The following is a 17,971-nucleotide window of genomic DNA, read 5'->3' as shown; positions in this document are numbered from 1 at the left end:
GAGCCTTTCAAAGTTTCAAAGTAGCACCGATTGAGATGTACTGCTCAAAATTAGGTTCGAGTAGCAGTTCAAATTTTTTCTGATCCGGAGGGCTAACTTTCTGCTTGTATCTTATTTTATCATAAACATCAAATCCCAGAACAGCTAAAACTCCTAACAGAGATAAATTACGCCTCAAGTTATGAGGTTTTAGTTTTTCAGCTTTTTCAGTCATTAGATCCCCCAATAACAGTGCCTGGCTTTCGGTATCAGCATTAAGGTACTGCTTGCGAATAGATAAATACTCTGCTTTTTTATCACTGAATTTATTTTGAAACTTTAAGAAAAAAGAAGTGGAAGCAATCAGTGAACCAAGTATAAGACCTGTTTTGACATATTCTTTTCTTTTGAACTGAGAGATACTTGGAATGAATTCAAGAAAGGTGACGGACTGGTTTTCAGAATGGAAGTAATGTTCTTTAAATATGACGGATTCGTCTTGGGAAACCTGAAAGTGCTTGGAAAAATATTCTGGGTTCTGAAAAGAAAGCTTTTGTGCAGAATTTTTTTCTAAATCGATTATAGCAAATTCTTCGCCTATTGTTGAATCTTCAAGTTTGATTTTAGTATTAGAATCACTCAAAGCAACAAGGTCTCCACCGATTAAGTATCGGATTGAAGCATTCTTACTGTTCAAGTCGATACTATTTTTATTCAGGTCAAACTCATGAGAAACCTCGTATAAAGAATCTTTCAACACATTTAATGTGAGGTATACATCTTCATTGGTTGGGTAAGACAGGTGAAGGTGATAAAATCCGTTTTTTACTACGAGAGTATCATTATTAGCTACTTTTTGTATGGTAGTTTTATTTATCCCAAATTGGACAAAAGCGGTATCTACATTAAATGAAAAATAAATACTGCCGCTTCCACCTTGTGTCTGTGCAAAAACGGACGAGAGGGGCAAACACAAAAAAAGAAGAATAGAGAAAAAAGTTATCTGAACATAAAAACGACTGTTCATTTGCGACGAAGTAATTCTTGAAGTTTCAGTTAGAATAGTAAATTCGGTTTATAAATTGAATTTCTTGATAAAAATGTTGGAAAATTAATCTCAGCAACGTTCAGAAAAACTGATAAACCACAAAGTTTATTCCTCTAATATTCTCCAGAAAGATTCCAATTTGTAAACCGTATAAAAATCTGGAATGCCGGAAGTATGTGACCTTCGCATATCTATAAGATGCTGAGTTTTGTAGTTCCAAAAAGCACCTGCAAAAGATATACTACAACATTTAAACCCTATGGTTTGAAGTATCGGATCTGATGTATTTCGTGAATCAATAATATAAGCACTCGCCTGATCCGGGACATAAAGTAATCCATCCCCAAAGAAAAAAGATTGACCCAGGCTATTACTATTATAAAATGAAAATTCTTCAGAAAACAATGATTTATTAGTGTTTACATCAATAACAGTTACGTTGTATTGGGCCCTGGATATGATTAATGAATCCAAAGTAGGTGAGAAATCAATCGGATATGTATTGATGGTAGTAGTTTCTTGTAACCTTGATCTAGATTCAGAAACACTATAATTTGAAAGTTGGAATTCATTATAACTTGTGTTTTTAATTAAATAAAGCTCACTCTTATCGCGACTAACAACAAATGATGGATCTTCATTTTCTGAAGTAAACACTAGTAAGGTATCTTTTTGAACTCCATTTAAAGAAGATGCCATTAACCTCCAATGATAATTTTCTCTTCTGATTAAATAGAATATTCTATCGTCCACAAAATCTATGTTGCGGATGGTAGAACTTCCTGAACTTACCGAATCGATTAATATGCTTTTATTATTGTTGAAAAGGTGCAAACCTATTTCTGTTTCAGTACCTCTCAGCGTTGCAATTATATTTTGATCGGAGTGTAGTGCAAACTCTATAGCATAAAAGTCATAGTCAAATACTGGTACTTGTTCATTGGTCAAATAGTCTATTTGTAAAAGCTCTCTTGAGTTAAAATCTGATGCTAAAAAAGAGTGAGAAAGATTTTTTTTATTAATTCTATTTTGAGATAAAAATTTAACCTGTTTTTCTAATGTAAATGACTTGAGGACCCTGAGTCCTTTTCTATTGCTAACTGAAATTTGAGATGACTCATCGGATAGTTTCGTAGATATGTAATAAGTATAGATATTATTTTTGTTGAGGTTGGTATCATAAAATTCATTTTCGCCTTTGGGAATTTCACCTACTTTAGAAAAATTATTTGACAAACCAGTGCTTCTGTAAACATGCTTAACTAGGTGTGTGCTTGATGGATTACTAGTGCGTATGAGTATTTCAGATTCAGAGACATGTCCAATACTATCAATTCGAATAGATGGTAATTCAAATCTTCTGGAAGTAGAGACCTTAGGACTATTTAAATTTCCTATTGAAGCTGATAGATTTGCTTTGTACTCAAAGTCACGGTTAACATCCAGATTTATTTTCAGTTCAGTCTTGTTTTTATTTACTTTAAATTCTTTAGTCTCAACTTCAGTTTCAAGTTCTAATAAAAATTCATCATGAAAATCTGCATCAAAATCCCATGTGAATAGTAGGGAATCCTCAGATATTAGTTTCATATCGAGGTTTTTTGGTGCTAAAGAAAAAGTCGTGGAGTTTTCAAGAGCAAGTATTGTTGTATCATTTTTGAAAATCTTAAATGGTACAATTTTAAATTCATGAATAAAGCTATCGTTTGGAAGAGGAATTGAAGTTTTTTCGAGATTTGCATCAAGTACTTTAAGAGTTTTTTCAGCACTACCTTGATTTAAAACTTTCATAAGGAAAAAACCATCTTCAAAATAAATGTTATCGATCCATTCTAAGTTGATTTCAGACTGATTATTTGTTCGAATCTTTAAAGAAGAATTCAAGTCTTCTATATTTCCAAAGTCTATTTCAATTGTTAAAGAGTCAGAAGTTGAACTATTCTTTTCTGCTGTAACTAAATAGGTTGTTGGAAAACCAAATTCTTTTGTACTGTCAGCAAACTGTTCAGCATTAGGAGATAATGTTGTTAACAGTTTATTATACACTTCTCCAATTTTCTTGTGAATTCTATAGCCAGTTTCGAACTGGGTTTGATCTTCCCATGAAATAGTTATTATCGTATCGACGCTAAAACTGAAGTTGGCACCTGAAGGTGTATCAGGTAGGAATTCATTTGACTCAGGATCATTTTTATTATCCCTTTCAAAATCAGGCCCGGTGCTGCAAGTTGATAAAAGTAAACCAGCGGAAATAGAAAACAGAAGTATGGGCAGTAATCTCTTCATGTTCAAAAATTATACTTTAAAGTTCCGGCTGCTCCAATATTCCCGGAAATTGGCAGCTCCGACAAATAAAACTGAAAATCTCTTTTTTTCTTCAGGTATCCGCCAGCAGGTTTGCTTGTAAAAGCATCGTAGATATTATATCCATAAATAAGAATACCAGCTAATAATAACCCGCGGCGCTGATTATCTAACTTCTTGACTTTAGATTGCTGACTTTCAGCTAGATCACCGAAACGGAGAGCTATTTGCTCAGTTTCTGCATTTTCATAATTATTCTGATATTCTTTAAATAAGCTCAGTTCTTCTTTATAATTCGCAGACTTTAGTGCAGCGGCAGCGAATATTGTTACAGCAGAAGCCCCTAATAGAAGAGCCTTAACATGCTGCCTTTTATAAAATTGGCTGGCTCCCGGAAAAACAGAAAAGAATCTTGCGGCAGATTTACTCGGCCTCAGTTTGTCGGTGATAAAAATCAATTTTTGTTCAGGGATATTTAATCGACTTTCTGAAATACCAAAATCAGGGTTTTTGATGGTCAGCTTTCCAATATTTCCAAAAGTATTAAACTTTGCGAATCCGGTTCCGACATAATTACCCTCAAAAAAAATTTCAGAGTCTTCATCGGTAAGAATCATGGCATTTGCATTGTAATAATCCCGTGCGGCTATATTATCAGAAAGTGCAGCGATACTTAAACCATTTTTTTCAAAGGTATGAGAATAAATAACAGTGGAGTCCCCGATTACCTTTATGAATTGAGTTTTACTTTTATCGAAATAGGTCTGAAAAGATAGCAGTCGGGTACCTTCAGTAAATTTGAGAGAGTCTCCGGAAGCAAGTTTAACAGCTTCAAATAAATCGTTTCCAGGTATTACGTAGGCCGAATCAGTATTGAATTCGAATTTTATAAAGCCCGTTTTATTCTGGGCATATAAAGTGGTTGAAAATAAAGTAAGAAATAGAAATAGATATTTTGTCATAAACCTAATTCATTGTATAGTTTATTAAACTAATAGTATCCGAGTACACTGTATCAGTTTCGGAAAAATTTGTTCTGGCATATGCCCGATATCGTATTTTATCCTCTAAGTTTGGATCAAGTTGATCGATAAAGCTTCTTCTGTATACACCAGATCTTGGTTCTCTAATAAGTGTAAACTCGCCATCATTTATCTGTCGCTCAATTTTTAGTCGCATACTACTCTGGATATCATGATTCCAGACTACTTCGATGGCACGAATATTAATAAAATAAGCTTCTATCTCAGTGACATTTTGTTTATAGGATACTTCTGAGGGACCAGAAAATAGATAAGAATCCTTTCCAATTTTGATAAATGACTTTATGCGATAAACAATGTCTAAAGGGAGACTTCTGTTTGTATCATAAAAAGAATTTGAAGAAGGTGGAAAAGTTTGATAATCAATAAATTCTTGAGATTCTGGATCGTAAAGTTGTAAGGTAAAACCATCAAAATAGACATTTTCCTGCATAGACCAGCCTAGATTGAAACCATTAAGACGATTATCATTTACATAATTTGGATCAATAGTAAAACTATTTAGCTCAGGTACTTCAAAACTTGAGCTCAAAGGATCTCTTTCATTATCATGATTAAAAGTGGGACTATTTTTACAGCCAAAATTAAAGAAGAGCAAACAGCTTAATAGGATGATAGTTAGATATGAAGATGAAATTTTTGGCATAGAACTAATCAAGTTCGATTTTTAGTGATAGCAAGGCGGAAGTCTTTGAAGCCACAGAACTTGTTGTAAGTGTCATATCTGCACCAAAAAAATTGGATGGGTGCCTATATCCGCTTTTTGGTTTTCGAAAAGCATCTAAAGTTGAAATTAAATAAAGCCCTCCGCTAATCAGTAAAGTTAGATTGAAATTATTACTTATCTGATCTAGTTTATTCTTTGCTGAGAGGGCATTTCTTCTGTGAATTATTGCTTCCTCGCTTGTTTGAGCATTTTGATATAATACTTCCAGTTCGTTGTACTTGCTTAGTTTTTTTGAGTAGGCCATATCCTGTCTTATCAGATTAGCTGTCAATAAACCTAAACCCAGGTAGGTAATAGTGGCTCGTTTATACCTTCTTGAAGCGATATATTCAGCTCCGGGTAACAATTTCATGGCAAACGGAAGGGTGGATGGATTTTCGTTAAATCTAGCTACTTTCGTAATATTTTGACTGTTTACTTCTACTCTTTTTTCCAATACACCAAAATCAGGATGCTCTATGCGTAGCTGATGTGTTCCTGGGTTGAGTAAGGTTTTAACCAGGTGTTTACCAGAGTATTCACCATTAATGTAAACGTCGGAATTTTCATCTGTGGCTATGAATAAATTTGTTTGTCTGGCAATAGTTTCGTGGGAACTTCTTGGGTAAGACGGAAAGGTATGATAGACCCGTATTTCGTTAGTTTTACCAGTCTTGGCACGGGTGGTAAATGATTGATCATGGATCGTTTTCCAAACAACAGTTATATGCCGAACACCTGGTTCAACTTGTAAACTATCACCCCGGTTTACTAAATGAGCATTTTCAAAATCTTTATCTATAACTACATAATACTCATCTAGATCTGCAACTACTTTGACCCATGCAGAAAGAGAAATTGGTTGTTGCGCTCTTAAGTTTTCTGAGCAAAGCAAAAACATAAAAATGAGCACTAAAAAAGACCTATGAACCTGACAGCTGCTGTTCATTCTCGACGAAGTAATTCTTGAAATTTCAGTTAGAATAGCAAATTCAGGTCAAACTAAAAACTGAAATTTTAATTACTTCGGTTTAAGCACTCACATCCCCTCAATGTAATCTCCGAACTTCCAGTTGGATGTAAAGTCTTTGCTTAATTCCTGATTGGTGAGCAACGCTTTCACCATAGCAACCGGAATGCTCCCGTTTTGGAGGATCGCATCATGGAATTCCTTTTCCGTCATTTGGCCGGATTCCACCTGTTCCAGTCGCAGCGAATAAAACTGCATGGCGCCAACCATATATGCGATTTGGTATAACGGACCATAGTTGCCTTCAAAAGAACGGCGGACTTCGGCTTCGGCATTGGCGTATTCGTGGCCCACTTTATCCACCAGGTAATCAATACATTCCTGGGGCGACCAGTTTCCAAGGTGGTAATTCAACGAAAAGACAATTCGGGCGGCACGGTGCATTCTCCAGTAGAGCATCCCGATTTTATCTTCGGGGTTGTTTGGGAAGTCTTTTTCCCATAGCACAAATTCCCAATACAATGCCCAGCCTTCGGTCCAAAAAGGAGTTCTGAACATCTGGCGATGAGTTTCATATCGCCGGTTCATAAACTGCTGCAGGTGATGACCGGGAATAAGTTCATGATGGACTACTGCCTTGGAAAAGTGTGGATTATTCCCCCGCATGCTCATCATCTTTTCTTCTTGAGTCATGGTGTTGGTGGGATAGGCAATCCGGACGGTTTCTCCTCCTAAAAAGAAAGGGGCTATTTTTTGCCACTCAGGACTCAGCATAACCATGCGCCAGGTTTCTTTGGCTAAAGGCGGAATGGAGACCAGGTCCCGGTCTTCCAGAAAGGTGATAGCTTCTTCGGCTAAGTCTTTAACTAACGGTGGCTGCTCACCGGCCGGTACATGAGTTGTCTTTACGTATTCCAAAGCCGCTTTCCAGTTATCGCCATAACCGAGTTCCCGGGAGGCTTTAAGCATTTCGTTGTAGGTCCACGCATACTGCTCGTTGGCAATATCAATAAGCTCCTGAGGAGTGTAGGAGATCATCTCAAAGCCTAAACGGCGGTTAATTTCATCTTCGCCAATGGGGTTGCCAATGATCCCGGAACCATCATCGTCTTTCGGATTTTGATTGTAGTGTTCAGCAATCGCTTGCCCATATTCTTCGAGAGAGGAAGTGAGAGCTTTAAAAGGCTCTTCCACCCACCAGCTAAAATCGGGATCATAACCGTAATAAAACTCATAAGCTTCGGTTATAGCTTCCCGTCTTTCTTTGATAACCCCGGCTACAAATCCTGCATTCTGCTTGGATAGTTTAGGTGTTTGCTCGAGATCTTTGAGAAGCTTCTGAGTTTTGTAATTCCATTCATTGAACCGTGCAGCGACTGTTTTACCTTCCATGGAAGTACCAGATCTGCGCTGGGTGATAAAGTCCATCATTTCTGTTCTTGAAGGGATGCGTTCTGAAACGTCATTAAAACGCTTAAAATCGGCCTGCAGGAAATATAAAGACCGTTCCACATCATTCTTGAAAAGCAGGTAGTCCACTTGCTGGGAATGGGTTAATCCCTGAAAGTCTGTATCATCAAGATAGCCCAACCATTGGGTGTAGAATTCCTCAAAGCGGATGAAATATTGTTCGGAAGACTCCACAGAATACTTCCTGGATAATGCCCCGTGGTCTTCCTGATAAACAATTATAGCATCTTCAATAGGAGAGGAAGAAGGTTGAGCTTCTATTTCATATTGAAAAGAAAAAAACAAGAGAATGGTTAAAAAGGTCAGCAGTGATTTTTGCATAGATGCCCGCTTTGTTGAAGAATATGAAAGCTATAAAAAGAAAAAACTGGCAGAACTGCTATGGGTAAATTGTTAAGAATGAAGAATCAGGGTAATCGACAAATCTTTAAAATCGTGGGTCTATACCGGTAGATTTTTGAACCTTGATTTATTGGATTTTAGGATGGCCTTGAATAAGTTGCGTGGTTAAAAGAGTGGGAGATTCATGAAATATGGAGAAATAACTCATCAAATAATTGGATGAGCCATGAAGGTTCATTCTGAACTAGGCAATGGTTTTCAGGAAGTTTTTATATCAGCGTGCTATGACATATGAAATGGACCTGCAAAAAATAGAATTTGCCAGAGAAGTCGAAATGTTCTACAGGGATATTATTATCGGGAGCCGAAGAGTAGATTTTTTGATTAACAATGTGATTTCTGTCGAGCTTAAAGCTGTTATTGAATTACAGGATGTCCATTTATCACAGGCTATGAATTACCTTGAAGCATATAATTTAGAAGTTGGTCTGCTGATAAATTTTGGTGCCCGAAGCCTGGAATTCAAAAGAATTTATAATAATAAGTTCAAGGATGAGGGTCATAAAGGAAACCCAAGGCATCCCAAAAAATCGAGGTAATCAGTTAATCTTGCTAATCATGGTTCAAACACTCAGAGTATATACCATGTCATATTTTGAACCCGGATTAATGGGATTTAGAGATGGCCTTGATTAAAGTTGATAACTGCTAATTTACCCCAAAATCCATTTCAAAGGTTAAACAGGATTGTCTTATCTTTAGGGCTCTGAGAATTTTGAAATCCAAAAAAGCATAAATGCACTCTTACAATCCGGCCGACATCGAGTCCAAATGGCAAAAGTACTGGCTCGAAAATAAAACCTTTGAAACGCCCACCGATAAATCCAACCCCAAGTATTATGTACTGGATATGTTCCCTTATCCGAGTGGGGCGGGGCTGCACGTGGGGCACCCGGAAGGATATACAGCCACTGATATCATTGCCCGTTATAAAAGGATGAAAGGCTTTAACGTACTTCATCCAATTGGCTGGGATGCATTTGGATTGCCGGCCGAGCAGTATGCGGTAAAGACGGGTACTCATCCACGGATTACCACAGAGAAAAACGTGAATAAATTTCGCGAACAGCTGCAAGCAATTGGTTTTAGCTATGATTGGGATCGGGAAGTGAATACAACTGATCCGGATTATTATAAGTGGACGCAGTGGATTTTCCTGAAGCTCTATGAAAAAGGGTTGGCGTATGAAGATGAAGTTGCTGTAAACTGGTGCCCGGAATTGGGAACGGTACTGGCAAACGAAGAAGTGATTGACGGAAAAAGTGAAGTTGGAGGATTTCCGGTTATCCGTAAGCCAATGCGTCAATGGGTACTCAAGATCACAGAATACGCAGAAGAGTTATTACAGGATCTCGAAGAACTGGACTGGCCGGAGTCTCTGAAAGAAATGCAGCGAAACTGGATCGGGAAGTCGGTGGGTGCTGAAATTGACTTTGAGATTTCCGGGTATGAAGACAAGCTGAAAGTTTTTACAACACGCCCGGATACGATTTTCGGAGCTACTTATATGGTAATGGCACCCGAGCACCATTTGGTTGATAAAATTACCACTGAGGAACAACAAGAATCGATTGCTGAGTACAAAGAAAAAGCAGCCAAGAAATCAGACCTGGAGCGTCAGGAACTGAACAAGGAAAAAACAGGAGCTTTTACCGGTGCTTACGCCATCAATCCTGCCAATGGAAAAGAAATTCCCATCTGGATTGCCGACTATGTGCTGGACAGTTACGGCACCGGTGCTATTATGGCGGTTCCCGGGCAGGACGAGCGGGACTGGGAATTTGCAGAAAAATTTGATCTGGAAATTGTACGAACGGTTCAGCCTGAAGAAGGATTTGAAGGGAAAGCTTATACGGGTGAGGGCGCGGCTATCAATAGTGATTTCCTGAATGGATTGAACATCAAGGAAGCCAAGAAAAAGATTATTACCTGGCTGGAGGATAAAGGGGCTGGAACAAAGTCGGTGAATTATAAACTGCGCGACTGGTTGTTCTCACGTCAGCGTTATTGGGGTGAACCCTTTCCGATTATTCATGTGGATGGTAAACCCAAACCACTTCCGGAATCTGAATTACCCATAGAGCTTCCTGAGGTTGATAAATACCAGCCAACAGGTGATGGAGAGCCACCACTGGCCAATGCAAAAAACTGGGTGGAAACCACTGATCCTGAGACCGGAAAAACAGCAATTCGCGAAACCAACACAATGCCTCAGTGGGCTGGTTCTTGCTGGTATTACCTGCGATACATTAGTCCTGATTTTGATGGTGGTCCGGTAGATCCTGATTACGAAAAGTACTGGATGCCTGTTGACCTGTATGTGGGTGGAGCTGAACATGCGGTCCTGCACTTGTTGTATGCCCGTTTCTGGCATAAAGTGCTGTACGATATTGGAGTGGTTTCAACCAAGGAGCCATTTCAGAAACTGGTAAATCAAGGGATGATTTTAGGTGAGATGGAATTCACCGGTCCGGATGGTAAAAAGATCGCCGAAGACAAAGTGGAGAAGAAGGGAGAGGGCTTTGTTCTAAGAGGTACCGATACCAAAGTAGAAGCCCGTGCCCATAAAATGTCGAAAAGCCGTGGCAATGTGATCAACCCGGATAATATCATTGCCCAGTACGGCGCCGATTCTCTTCGATTGTATGAAATGTTTATGGGACCTCTGGAGCAGGTAAAACCCTGGAGTACGAAAGGCGTGGAAGGGGTGAACCGATTCCTGAATCGTGTTTGGCGCTTGCTGGTGGATGAAGATTCTGGAGAAATATCAGAAAAGGTTAGAGATATTCAGGCAGAGAAAAAGCATTTGAAGCCGCTGCATGAAGCTATCAAAAAAGTCAGTGAAGATATCGAAAGCCTGAGGTTCAATACGGCTATTTCAGCGCTCATGATTTTTGTGAATGAAGCCAATGGCTGGGATGAAATTCCATTGTCTGTGGCTGAAGAATTCATTCAGATTCTGAATCCTTTTGCTCCTCATATCACAGAAGAGCTATGGAAAATGTTAGGACATGAAAATACTCTTGCATATGAAGACTGGCCACAATTCAATGAAGAATACCTGAAGGCCGATTCTATTACCTATCCGGTTCAGGTAAATGGGAAAGTCCGGGCTGATATCGAAGTAGATGCCGATAAAGCGAAAGATAAAGACTACGTGCTTGGCTTGGCAAAAGAAGAAGAAAACGTAGCCAAATACTTAGCGGATGGTAATTTGGTGAAGGAAATATTTGTGCCCGGGAAGATTGTGAATCTGGTTGTGAAGTAAACCAGCTCTCTGAGTTGTTTTAGGCTATTACTAAACCTTTTCAGATGATGAATCAAGTTCAGTATGACGACTAATTAAGTAACTATTACTTCCATAAAAAAGGCTCCGACGCAAAGCATCGGAGCCAATTTCTTTTCTTTGTTTACGAAATTCTATGATTTCATAAAAATGCAATTGTTACCGCTCTTCTACTGGTACCCAATCCAGGCCCTTTTCACCAACATAAAGAGCACGTGGACGAATCAGGCGATTGTTTGCGGCCTGCTCCATAAAGTGTCCGGTCCAGCCAGAAATACGGCTCATGGTAAAAATACAAGTATAAAGGTCGGGCTGAATTCCAATAGAATAATAAACCGTAGCCGAGAAGAAGTCTACGTTGGGGTCGATATTCTTCTCACTTTTCATGGTATTCAGCATATCCATTGACCATTGATATAATTGCTGATGTCCGGTTTCTTCCGAAAGATCTTCAGACATGTGCTGAAGGAGTCGGGCACGAGGGTCAAAAGTTTTGTACACACGGTGACCAAAGCCAGAAATCTTCTCTTTGTTAGCTAATTTCTTTTTGGTGAATTCTACTGCATCTGCTGTATCGGGATCTTTGTCGAGCTCTAACAGCGTATTCATAACCGCTGTGTTTGCTCCACCATGAAGAGGGCCTTTCAGAGCGCCAATAGCACCGGTAACAGCTGAATACATATCAGACTGAGTAGCACAAATGGTTCTGGCCGTAAAAGTAGAGGCATTCATGCCGTGCTCAGCATGTAGAATCAGACAGAGGTCCATAGTTTTTTCTGCCTGTGCACCTGGTTTCTCTCCATTCAACATATAAAGAAAGTTGAATGCTGTACTGCCTTCTTCAAGAGGCTCTACGATATCTTTGTCTTTACGGGCACGGTCAAAGGCTGCAATAATTGTTGGAATTTTTGCAGTGATGTCTATAGCCTGACCTTCAAACAATGACTCATCAAATTTGCCGTGGGTATCATCAAAATCAGCAAGCATGGAAACTGCTGTTCTTAACACCGACATTGGCTCAGCAGTCTTATCAGTTGTTTTGATATAATCGAGCACAGGCTGTGGAAGTGAACGATGCTCAATCAAGAGCTTCTTTAAGCTTTCCAGTTCTTCTGAATTTGGCAGTCGATCGTTCCAAAGTAAAAAGCAAACTTCTTCAAAGGTTGCATTTTCTGCAAGGGTATCAATCAAATACCCGGAATAAATGAGTTCGCCTTTTTGTCCGTCAATAAAACTTTTGGTTGTAGAAAAAGCTACAATGCCTTCAAGTCCTTTATTTATATAAGGATATTGTTGCTCGTCAAAGCCTGTGTGAATGCCTTCTGACATTTAGTACTCCAATTTGTGTTAAAAGAATAATATGCTCGGTAAGAGCCAACTTTACGCTGTTAACATTTTTAAATAAACAAGCGTTTATGTTGGTAAAAAAATCCGATTCTCATTTGAGAAGAGCATCGAATATAGTAAAACGACCGCACAATTTTAAGTCAAAATGTTTTAAACTATTCCAATAAAGCAATCGAACTTGAAGAAAATGTGAAGAAAGCCTTAAAGAATTGGAAAACAGGATAAAACGTAACAAGCAATCCATTGAAGCGTACTTTCATGTTGAACTAAAGCTTCATAATGGATTCATATCAATTTGACCTGATCGGGTTTATACATTTCAGCTTCGCCATTCTTTCCATGATCTTAGGCGCGGTCATCATTTTCACAAAGAAAGGAGGATCGATACATAAAAAGTTAGGATATGCTTATTGCCTATCAATGGTTGGACTGAATGTATCTGCTTTGTTGATTTACAAGCTTTTTGGTTTTTTTGGCCCTTTTCATGTGTTTGCTTTGATAAGTTTGGGCAGTGTAATCGGCGGATTTGTTCCAGCTTTTTTAAAGAAACCTGAAGGTAGCTGGCTGGAATATCATTATGAGTTTATGAACTGGTCGGTAGTTGGATTGTATGCGGCATTTTGGTCGGAAACCTTTACCCGATTTTTTAGCTTTGCAGACTGGGGTGGCTTTTGGATGCTGGTTGGAAGTGCAACTGGGGTCACCGTTGCAGTTGGAGCTTACCTGATTAAAAAGAAGAAAAATTACTTTATTGAAAAGTTTGGGAATAAGAAATGGACGGCGGTAGACTAACGCTGCTTCTTTGCCTCATTCCAGAAGACATCCATTTCTTCCAGTGTGGCATCTTTAAGTGCTTTATCCTGTTCCTTTAGCTTTTTCTCGATGTAGCGAAACCGTTTTTCAAACTTAGAGTTTGTTTTTCGGAGACTGTCTTCAGCATTAAGTTCAAAATACCGGCTAACATTTACCAGAGAAAATAAAACATCCCCAAATTCATTGGAAAGTTCATCCGGATCATTTCCCTCCAGCGCTTGCCTGAATTCTTGTAACTCTTCATCCAGTTTTTCCCAGGCTAGTTTCCACTCCGGCCAGTCGAATCCTACATTCGCTGCTTTCTCCTGCATGCGCTGTGCCCTGATTAAAGCAGGAAGATGGGCAGGTAGTCCATCTAATGTAGATTTCTTTCCTTCTTTGAGTTTGATGTTTTCCCAGTTCTCTGAAACCTGTCCTTCACCATCAACTTCAGTATCACCAAAAACATGTGGATGTCGCCGGATAAGCTTTTCCATCAATGTGTGAATGACGTCTCCCATGTCAAAAGTTTTTGTTTCAGTTGCCATGCGGGAATGAAAAACTACATGAAGCAGCAGGTCACCGAGCTCTTTTTTAAACTCATCATAGTCGTGATTATCAAGAGCTTCAATTGCCTCGTAGGCTTCTTCGATCAGGTTATCCTTAATAGATTCATGGGTTTGTTTTCGATCCCACGGACATTCTCTCCTGAGAATAGCTACTAGCTCTACAAGGTCCTCAAACTTCCGGCTTGGCTTCATGTTTATGTAATGAAAAATTCAAAATTCAAGATTAAAAATGGAAGGTACCAATCTTTCATTTTTAATTTTGAATCTTTAATTCACTTAAGTTTTTTTCTTCTTCTTTTTAGCGGCGGGGAAGAGGATGTTATTCAGGATGAGCCGATAGCCCGGACTGTTTGGGTGAAGGGCTAAATCTGTTGGAGGATCATTTACTCGATGTGTGTAGTCTTCAGGATCATGTCCGGCGTAAAAGGTGAAGGTTCCACGGCCATAGTTTCCGTGAATATATTTGACCTGTTCCCTTCCCGGAGATTCTCCAAGAATAACGGAAGAAGATTTCACTTTGTCTTTCTGGAAAGCAGTGGTTTGTCCGTAAAAACCTCGTACACTGCTAACGTGATTCTGGGTTAGCATGGTAGGAACCGGATCCCATTTAGCCGAAAACTCAAACAGGGTGAAGAAATCCAGCGATTGGTCAACCCGGTTAATACTTACCGGGACGTCAATATCGGCATGCTCATATTCGCTCGGATTCAATACTATTTCGAAATTCTCAAAGGCCAGTGTTTTGTTGAAATCCAGCTTTTCCTGGGCATTTGGATCTGCCGGATCGCCATCAAATTGCTCGGGGGCGATATCCACGCCTTCTGCAGCGAGGGCAATATCGAAGGTATCGGTACCTGAGCACATCGCAAACAGAAACCCACCATTACCTACATAGCGTTTGATAGTGCGGGCGACTTCTTTTTTCTGCTCACTCACCGAAGAGTAGCCCAGTTCACTGGCCATGGCTTCCATTTGTTTGACCTGAGCAATATACCAGGGCATATTTCGGTAACTGGCCCAGAATTTTCCATACTGACCGGTGAAGTCTTCATGATGCAGGTGAAGCCAGTCGTATTCATCAAGCTTTCCTTCCAATACTTCCACATCCCAGATTTTATCATATTCTACTTCGGCGTAGGTAAGAGCAAGCGTAACCGCATCATCCCAGGGGAGAGCCTGATCAGGAGTATAAACCGCTATTTTTGGGGCTTTTTCGAGATTTACAACCGCGGTATTACTACTGTTGCTTTCCACTTCGGCAATAATACGCTGGGCTTCGGAAGCACTGATGGTTTCGAGTGATACATTTCGAAGCCTGCTTTTTCTGACGATATCATTTTCAACCTTGGCCAGAAAACTGCCGCCTCTATAGTTCAGTAACCACTGAGCAGTGTAGCCATCAGTGATATGATTAAATACTACACCATATGCTTTCAAATGATTAGTCTGTGAAGCATCCATTGAAATAATAACATGCTGTTGAGCACTGATCATAAATAGTGGTGCAAGCGCAAAAATTAGTAGCGATAAAAATCTCTTGATCATATCAGGAATTTTGATTGGTTAAAGCAGTTAATCGTTCTCTTGCATAAGGTGCATAAAAGCCTTGTGGATATTCCAGAATAAGCTTTTCGTAAATATCTTTCGGCGAAATTTCTTGTAATGAATTTGTCGAATCAAGATTGAAAAAGCAATCTTCAGCAGATCCACAGGCATTTTTTACCAACTCGATATTTGTTTGTTCTGCCAGCTTAGCCTGTTCCCATAATAGTTTCTCCTTAATGGGGGTTGCTGCATTTGAAGCCAGGTAAACACTGAGCTCATTATATTTAATTTCTTTTTTGATATGGGGAGATTCCACAAAGAAAAGCAGAGCGTCATCTTTTAGAGCAGTAAAGCCTTCATCATCAATCATACTAAGAAATGCCTGGGCACTTTCTTCTGAAGCACCATTGTTTTCTTTAAAAACAGCATCTGCGAATCGGGATAAATTTTCACCGGTGGTATCTGATGCTGTTCCCTGTTGCAGCCATAAACGGAGTTCCAGAGCGTCATTGGCATAATAAGATGTATTTTGTCGCCCAAGTGATTTTAACTGAATACCGGCAAACTCATAATCTCCGGAATAAAAATCGGTGAGAGCCAGAAAATATCGGGTCTTTTCAGCGAGTTCACCAATCTCGGCTTGTTTATTGGCCCGGGTAAAGCTGATACGCGCTTCGGTAAATTCTTTTTTGGCAAGATGGATTCTACCCTCTAAATAGGGGATTTCGGGAGAGTCGCGCATGGCTGGAAGATTTTTTAGTTTTCTGAGGGCTGCCTGTGCTTTATCAAGATCGAAAACATGATCAAGCGCCAGTTCAGCTCTTTTTAGCTGCACATTACCCATACCGCTGTAACTATTCGTTTCTATTTCAATAGAATCCAGCATGGTTGTGGCTAATTTGTACAGGCTATCTCGTTTGTTGCTGAAGTCGAGATTGTAATCATCAATGTATTTAGCCCATTTGGAGTAGGTATCGGCAAGTTCTTCCATGCCTCTCCATTTTATTTCGCCGTAGGCATTATCGGTGTAGAAGGTGAATGCCTCTCGAGCCAACTCAAATTCGTTGTTATCAGTAAGCTGCCGGCCGAGATTGAATAGGGAATAATTATATGAGTCAGATCGGCTTTCATATTCTTTGGCAGCTGCAAGTGCCCGCCGGTAGAGTTTATTTTCCTGGAGCAACCAGATCTGGAGCTGGTAAAAAGTTTGATAATTTGGCGAAGAAATGGAAATGTTGTCCAGTCGATCATTCAGTTCAATTATGGTAATGTCGTAGAGAATGGGATCATTATATCTCAGTAAGCTTCGCTGAATAAATGAAATTTGGTTGGGTGAAGCTTCCAATAAGTTAAGCCATTCTTCAATAGCCAGTTCGTATTCACCGGCTCTCATGTAGGCGTTGGCAATATCACCAAAGAACAACCGGTCATTTTGGAATACGGTACGGGCTTGTTTATAAACATCTACGGCTTCCATATACTCACGCCGACTAACCATGGTTCTGGCTGTGGTTATATAGAGCTGCAATTGCCGGGAATGAGTTTCAAGATTGGCATTCCAAATATCCAATGCGGTTTCAATTTCTTCTTTGAAATGATAGAGTTCTCCAATCCGTACCTGAACCTGTCCATCGAATTCGGGCTCTCCTTCATATTTTTTGGCTATCTCTAAACCACGATCATATTGCTTCAACTGGATGAGGCAATCGATAAGCCGGTCAGCATATACATAAGTTTCTGGATTCTCCTCGTTCAATTCCTGAAGCAAAGGGAGGGCATCAGCATATTGCTGTTGCTGCATAAGGCGGGTAGCAAGCTGAAAATCGCTGTTGTTTTGAGCAAAGACCGGACAGGCCAAAAACCCGACAATAAAAAAAGAGAAAATAGTTCTGAATAATTTCTTCATGAAGTCATGATATCAAATTCTGGAATGAAGGACTGCATTTCCCGGTAAAAACGGTTCAGCGGAAAACCAACTACATTATAGTAGTCGCCAACGATTTTTTCTACAAACAAGGCACCTAAATCATCCTGTATTCCATAAGCTCCTGCTTTATCTAATGGATTACCACTTTTTATATATGCTTTAATTTCGTGTTCACCTAACGTACTGAAGGTTACTTTTGTTTGTTCATTAAAGGTATGTTTAGCTTGAATCGTGCCATTTTTATCAGTTTTAACAAAAGCGACTCCAGTATACACAAAGTGATCGGTTCCACTCAGTTGTTGTAAGAAAGCAGCTGCTTCAGTTTCATTTTTGGGTTTGCCCAGTACTTCCCCATTATGCACCACGATGGTATCAGAACCAATAATTAAACTTTCACTGAATTTGGAAGCTACATCTTCGGCTTTTAAAGCGGCAAGGTCTTCGACCAGCAATTCAGGATCAGTGTGGGAACTGATTTCCTCAGCATTGCTTGGGCAAATCTCAAAAGCGAGACCTATTTGTTGTAGAAGTTTCTTTCTTCGCGGGCTCTGAGAAGCCAAAACAATTCGCATCATACCGTATT

General features: G+C 39.5%; 14 protein-coding genes. 3 read left to right on the top strand and 11 right to left on the bottom strand.

Features of this window, described 5'->3' with window-relative positions:
* Positions 1-7: 7 nt before the first annotated feature.
* The 6 genes from RIB15_RS01800 to RIB15_RS01775 form a co-directional block, all read right to left on the bottom strand.
* The gene (locus tag RIB15_RS01800) at positions 8-949 is read right to left on the bottom strand and encodes a hypothetical protein (protein WP_350200431.1); all 942 of its coding nucleotides are present in this window, start codon (positions 947-949) and stop codon (positions 8-10) included.
* Between the two features lie 183 nt (positions 950-1,132).
* Positions 1,133-3,313 carry a hypothetical protein gene (locus RIB15_RS01795; protein ID WP_350200430.1) on the bottom strand — a complete coding sequence of 727 codons (2,181 nt, stop codon included), beginning with the start codon at positions 3,311-3,313 and terminating at the stop codon, positions 1,133-1,135.
* A gap of 2 nt (positions 3,314-3,315) precedes the next feature.
* Positions 3,316-4,293 (bottom strand): DUF5683 domain-containing protein, encoded by a 978-nt coding sequence (locus RIB15_RS01790; protein WP_350200429.1) that lies wholly within the window; start codon positions 4,291-4,293, stop codon positions 3,316-3,318.
* 4 nt (positions 4,294-4,297) lie between these two features.
* Positions 4,298-5,020, bottom strand: coding sequence for a hypothetical protein (locus RIB15_RS01785; RefSeq protein WP_350200428.1), 723 nt, complete (start codon positions 5,018-5,020; stop codon positions 4,298-4,300).
* Between the two features lie 4 nt (positions 5,021-5,024).
* Positions 5,025-6,029: a PEGA domain-containing protein gene (locus RIB15_RS01780; RefSeq protein ID WP_350200427.1), complete on the bottom strand. Its 1,005-nt coding sequence runs from the start codon at positions 6,027-6,029 to the stop codon at positions 5,025-5,027.
* A gap of 90 nt (positions 6,030-6,119) precedes the next feature.
* A complete protein-coding gene (locus RIB15_RS01775) occupies positions 6,120-7,841 on the bottom strand; it encodes a DUF885 family protein (protein ID WP_350200426.1) in 1,722 nt (573 codons plus the stop codon).
* A gap of 305 nt (positions 7,842-8,146) precedes the next feature.
* On the opposite strand from RIB15_RS01775, the gene RIB15_RS01770 reads away from it, so the two are divergent.
* Together RIB15_RS01770 and leuS are read left to right on the top strand one after the other, a co-directional pair.
* The gene (locus RIB15_RS01770; protein ID WP_502881329.1) at positions 8,147-8,461 is read left to right on the top strand and encodes a GxxExxY protein; all 315 of its coding nucleotides are present in this window, start codon (positions 8,147-8,149) and stop codon (positions 8,459-8,461) included.
* A 197-nt stretch (positions 8,462-8,658) separates the two neighbouring features.
* The gene (leuS, locus tag RIB15_RS01765; protein WP_350200425.1) at positions 8,659-11,190 is read left to right on the top strand and encodes a leucine--tRNA ligase; all 2,532 of its coding nucleotides are present in this window, start codon (positions 8,659-8,661) and stop codon (positions 11,188-11,190) included.
* Between the two features lie 177 nt (positions 11,191-11,367).
* On the opposite strand, the gene RIB15_RS01760 is transcribed toward leuS, so the two are convergent.
* Positions 11,368-12,537 (bottom strand): citrate/2-methylcitrate synthase, encoded by a 1,170-nt coding sequence (locus tag RIB15_RS01760; protein WP_350200424.1) that lies wholly within the window; start codon positions 12,535-12,537, stop codon positions 11,368-11,370.
* 297 nt (positions 12,538-12,834) lie between these two features.
* Here RIB15_RS01760 and RIB15_RS01755 point away from each other — a divergent pair, with 297 nt between their 5' ends.
* Positions 12,835-13,347 carry a DUF2306 domain-containing protein gene (locus tag RIB15_RS01755; protein WP_350200423.1) on the top strand — a complete coding sequence of 171 codons (513 nt, stop codon included), beginning with the start codon at positions 12,835-12,837 and terminating at the stop codon, positions 13,345-13,347.
* On the opposite strand, the gene mazG is transcribed toward RIB15_RS01755, so the two are convergent.
* The 4 genes from mazG to RIB15_RS01735 form a co-directional block, all read right to left on the bottom strand.
* The gene (gene mazG, locus RIB15_RS01750) at positions 13,344-14,108 is read right to left on the bottom strand and encodes a nucleoside triphosphate pyrophosphohydrolase (protein ID WP_350200422.1); all 765 of its coding nucleotides are present in this window, start codon (positions 14,106-14,108) and stop codon (positions 13,344-13,346) included. The genes RIB15_RS01755 and mazG overlap by 4 nt on opposite strands.
* Positions 14,109-14,192: 84 nt before the next feature.
* The gene (locus tag RIB15_RS01745) at positions 14,193-15,461 is read right to left on the bottom strand and encodes an asparagine synthetase B (protein WP_350200421.1); all 1,269 of its coding nucleotides are present in this window, start codon (positions 15,459-15,461) and stop codon (positions 14,193-14,195) included.
* A 1-nt stretch (position 15,462) separates the two neighbouring features.
* A complete protein-coding gene (locus RIB15_RS01740; RefSeq protein WP_350200420.1) occupies positions 15,463-17,367 on the bottom strand; it encodes a tetratricopeptide repeat protein in 1,905 nt (634 codons plus the stop codon).
* On the bottom strand, positions 17,364-17,963 hold the full coding sequence (locus RIB15_RS01735; RefSeq protein ID WP_350200419.1) for a Maf family protein: 600 nt from the start codon (positions 17,961-17,963) through the stop codon (positions 17,364-17,366). The genes RIB15_RS01740 and RIB15_RS01735 overlap by 4 nt, the downstream gene beginning before the upstream one ends.
* Between the last annotated feature and the right edge of the window lie 8 nt (positions 17,964-17,971).

Source organism: Gracilimonas sp. (genome assembly GCF_040218225.1).
GTDB lineage: Bacteria > Bacteroidota > Rhodothermia > Balneolales > Balneolaceae > Gracilimonas.
The sequence above is the reverse complement of the archived record's forward strand: the minus strand, read 5'-3'. Positions and strand labels throughout refer to the sequence as shown.

Coding starts and splice junctions, on each gene's coding strand:
- RIB15_RS01795 (WP_350200430.1), bottom strand. CDS start 3,313: ATGAAGAGATTACTGCCCATACTTCTGTTTTCTATTTCCGCTGGTTTA.
- RIB15_RS01790 (WP_350200429.1), bottom strand. CDS start 4,293: ATGACAAAATATCTATTTCTATTTCTTACTTTATTTTCAACCACTTTA.
- RIB15_RS01785 (WP_350200428.1), bottom strand. CDS start 5,020: ATGCCAAAAATTTCATCTTCATATCTAACTATCATCCTATTAAGCTGT.
- RIB15_RS01780 (WP_350200427.1), bottom strand. CDS start 6,029: ATGAACAGCAGCTGTCAGGTTCATAGGTCTTTTTTAGTGCTCATTTTT.
- RIB15_RS01775 (WP_350200426.1), bottom strand. CDS start 7,841: ATGCAAAAATCACTGCTGACCTTTTTAACCATTCTCTTGTTTTTTTCT.
- RIB15_RS01770 (WP_502881329.1), top strand. CDS start 8,147: ATGACATATGAAATGGACCTGCAAAAAATAGAATTTGCCAGAGAAGTC.
- leuS (WP_350200425.1), top strand. CDS start 8,659: ATGCACTCTTACAATCCGGCCGACATCGAGTCCAAATGGCAAAAGTAC.
- RIB15_RS01760 (WP_350200424.1), bottom strand. CDS start 12,537: ATGTCAGAAGGCATTCACACAGGCTTTGACGAGCAACAATATCCTTAT.
- RIB15_RS01755 (WP_350200423.1), top strand. CDS start 12,835: ATGGATTCATATCAATTTGACCTGATCGGGTTTATACATTTCAGCTTC.
- mazG (WP_350200422.1), bottom strand. CDS start 14,108: ATGAAGCCAAGCCGGAAGTTTGAGGACCTTGTAGAGCTAGTAGCTATT.
- RIB15_RS01745 (WP_350200421.1), bottom strand. CDS start 15,461: ATGATCAAGAGATTTTTATCGCTACTAATTTTTGCGCTTGCACCACTA.
- RIB15_RS01740 (WP_350200420.1), bottom strand. CDS start 17,367: ATGAAGAAATTATTCAGAACTATTTTCTCTTTTTTTATTGTCGGGTTT.
- RIB15_RS01735 (WP_350200419.1), bottom strand. CDS start 17,963: ATGATGCGAATTGTTTTGGCTTCTCAGAGCCCGCGAAGAAAGAAACTT.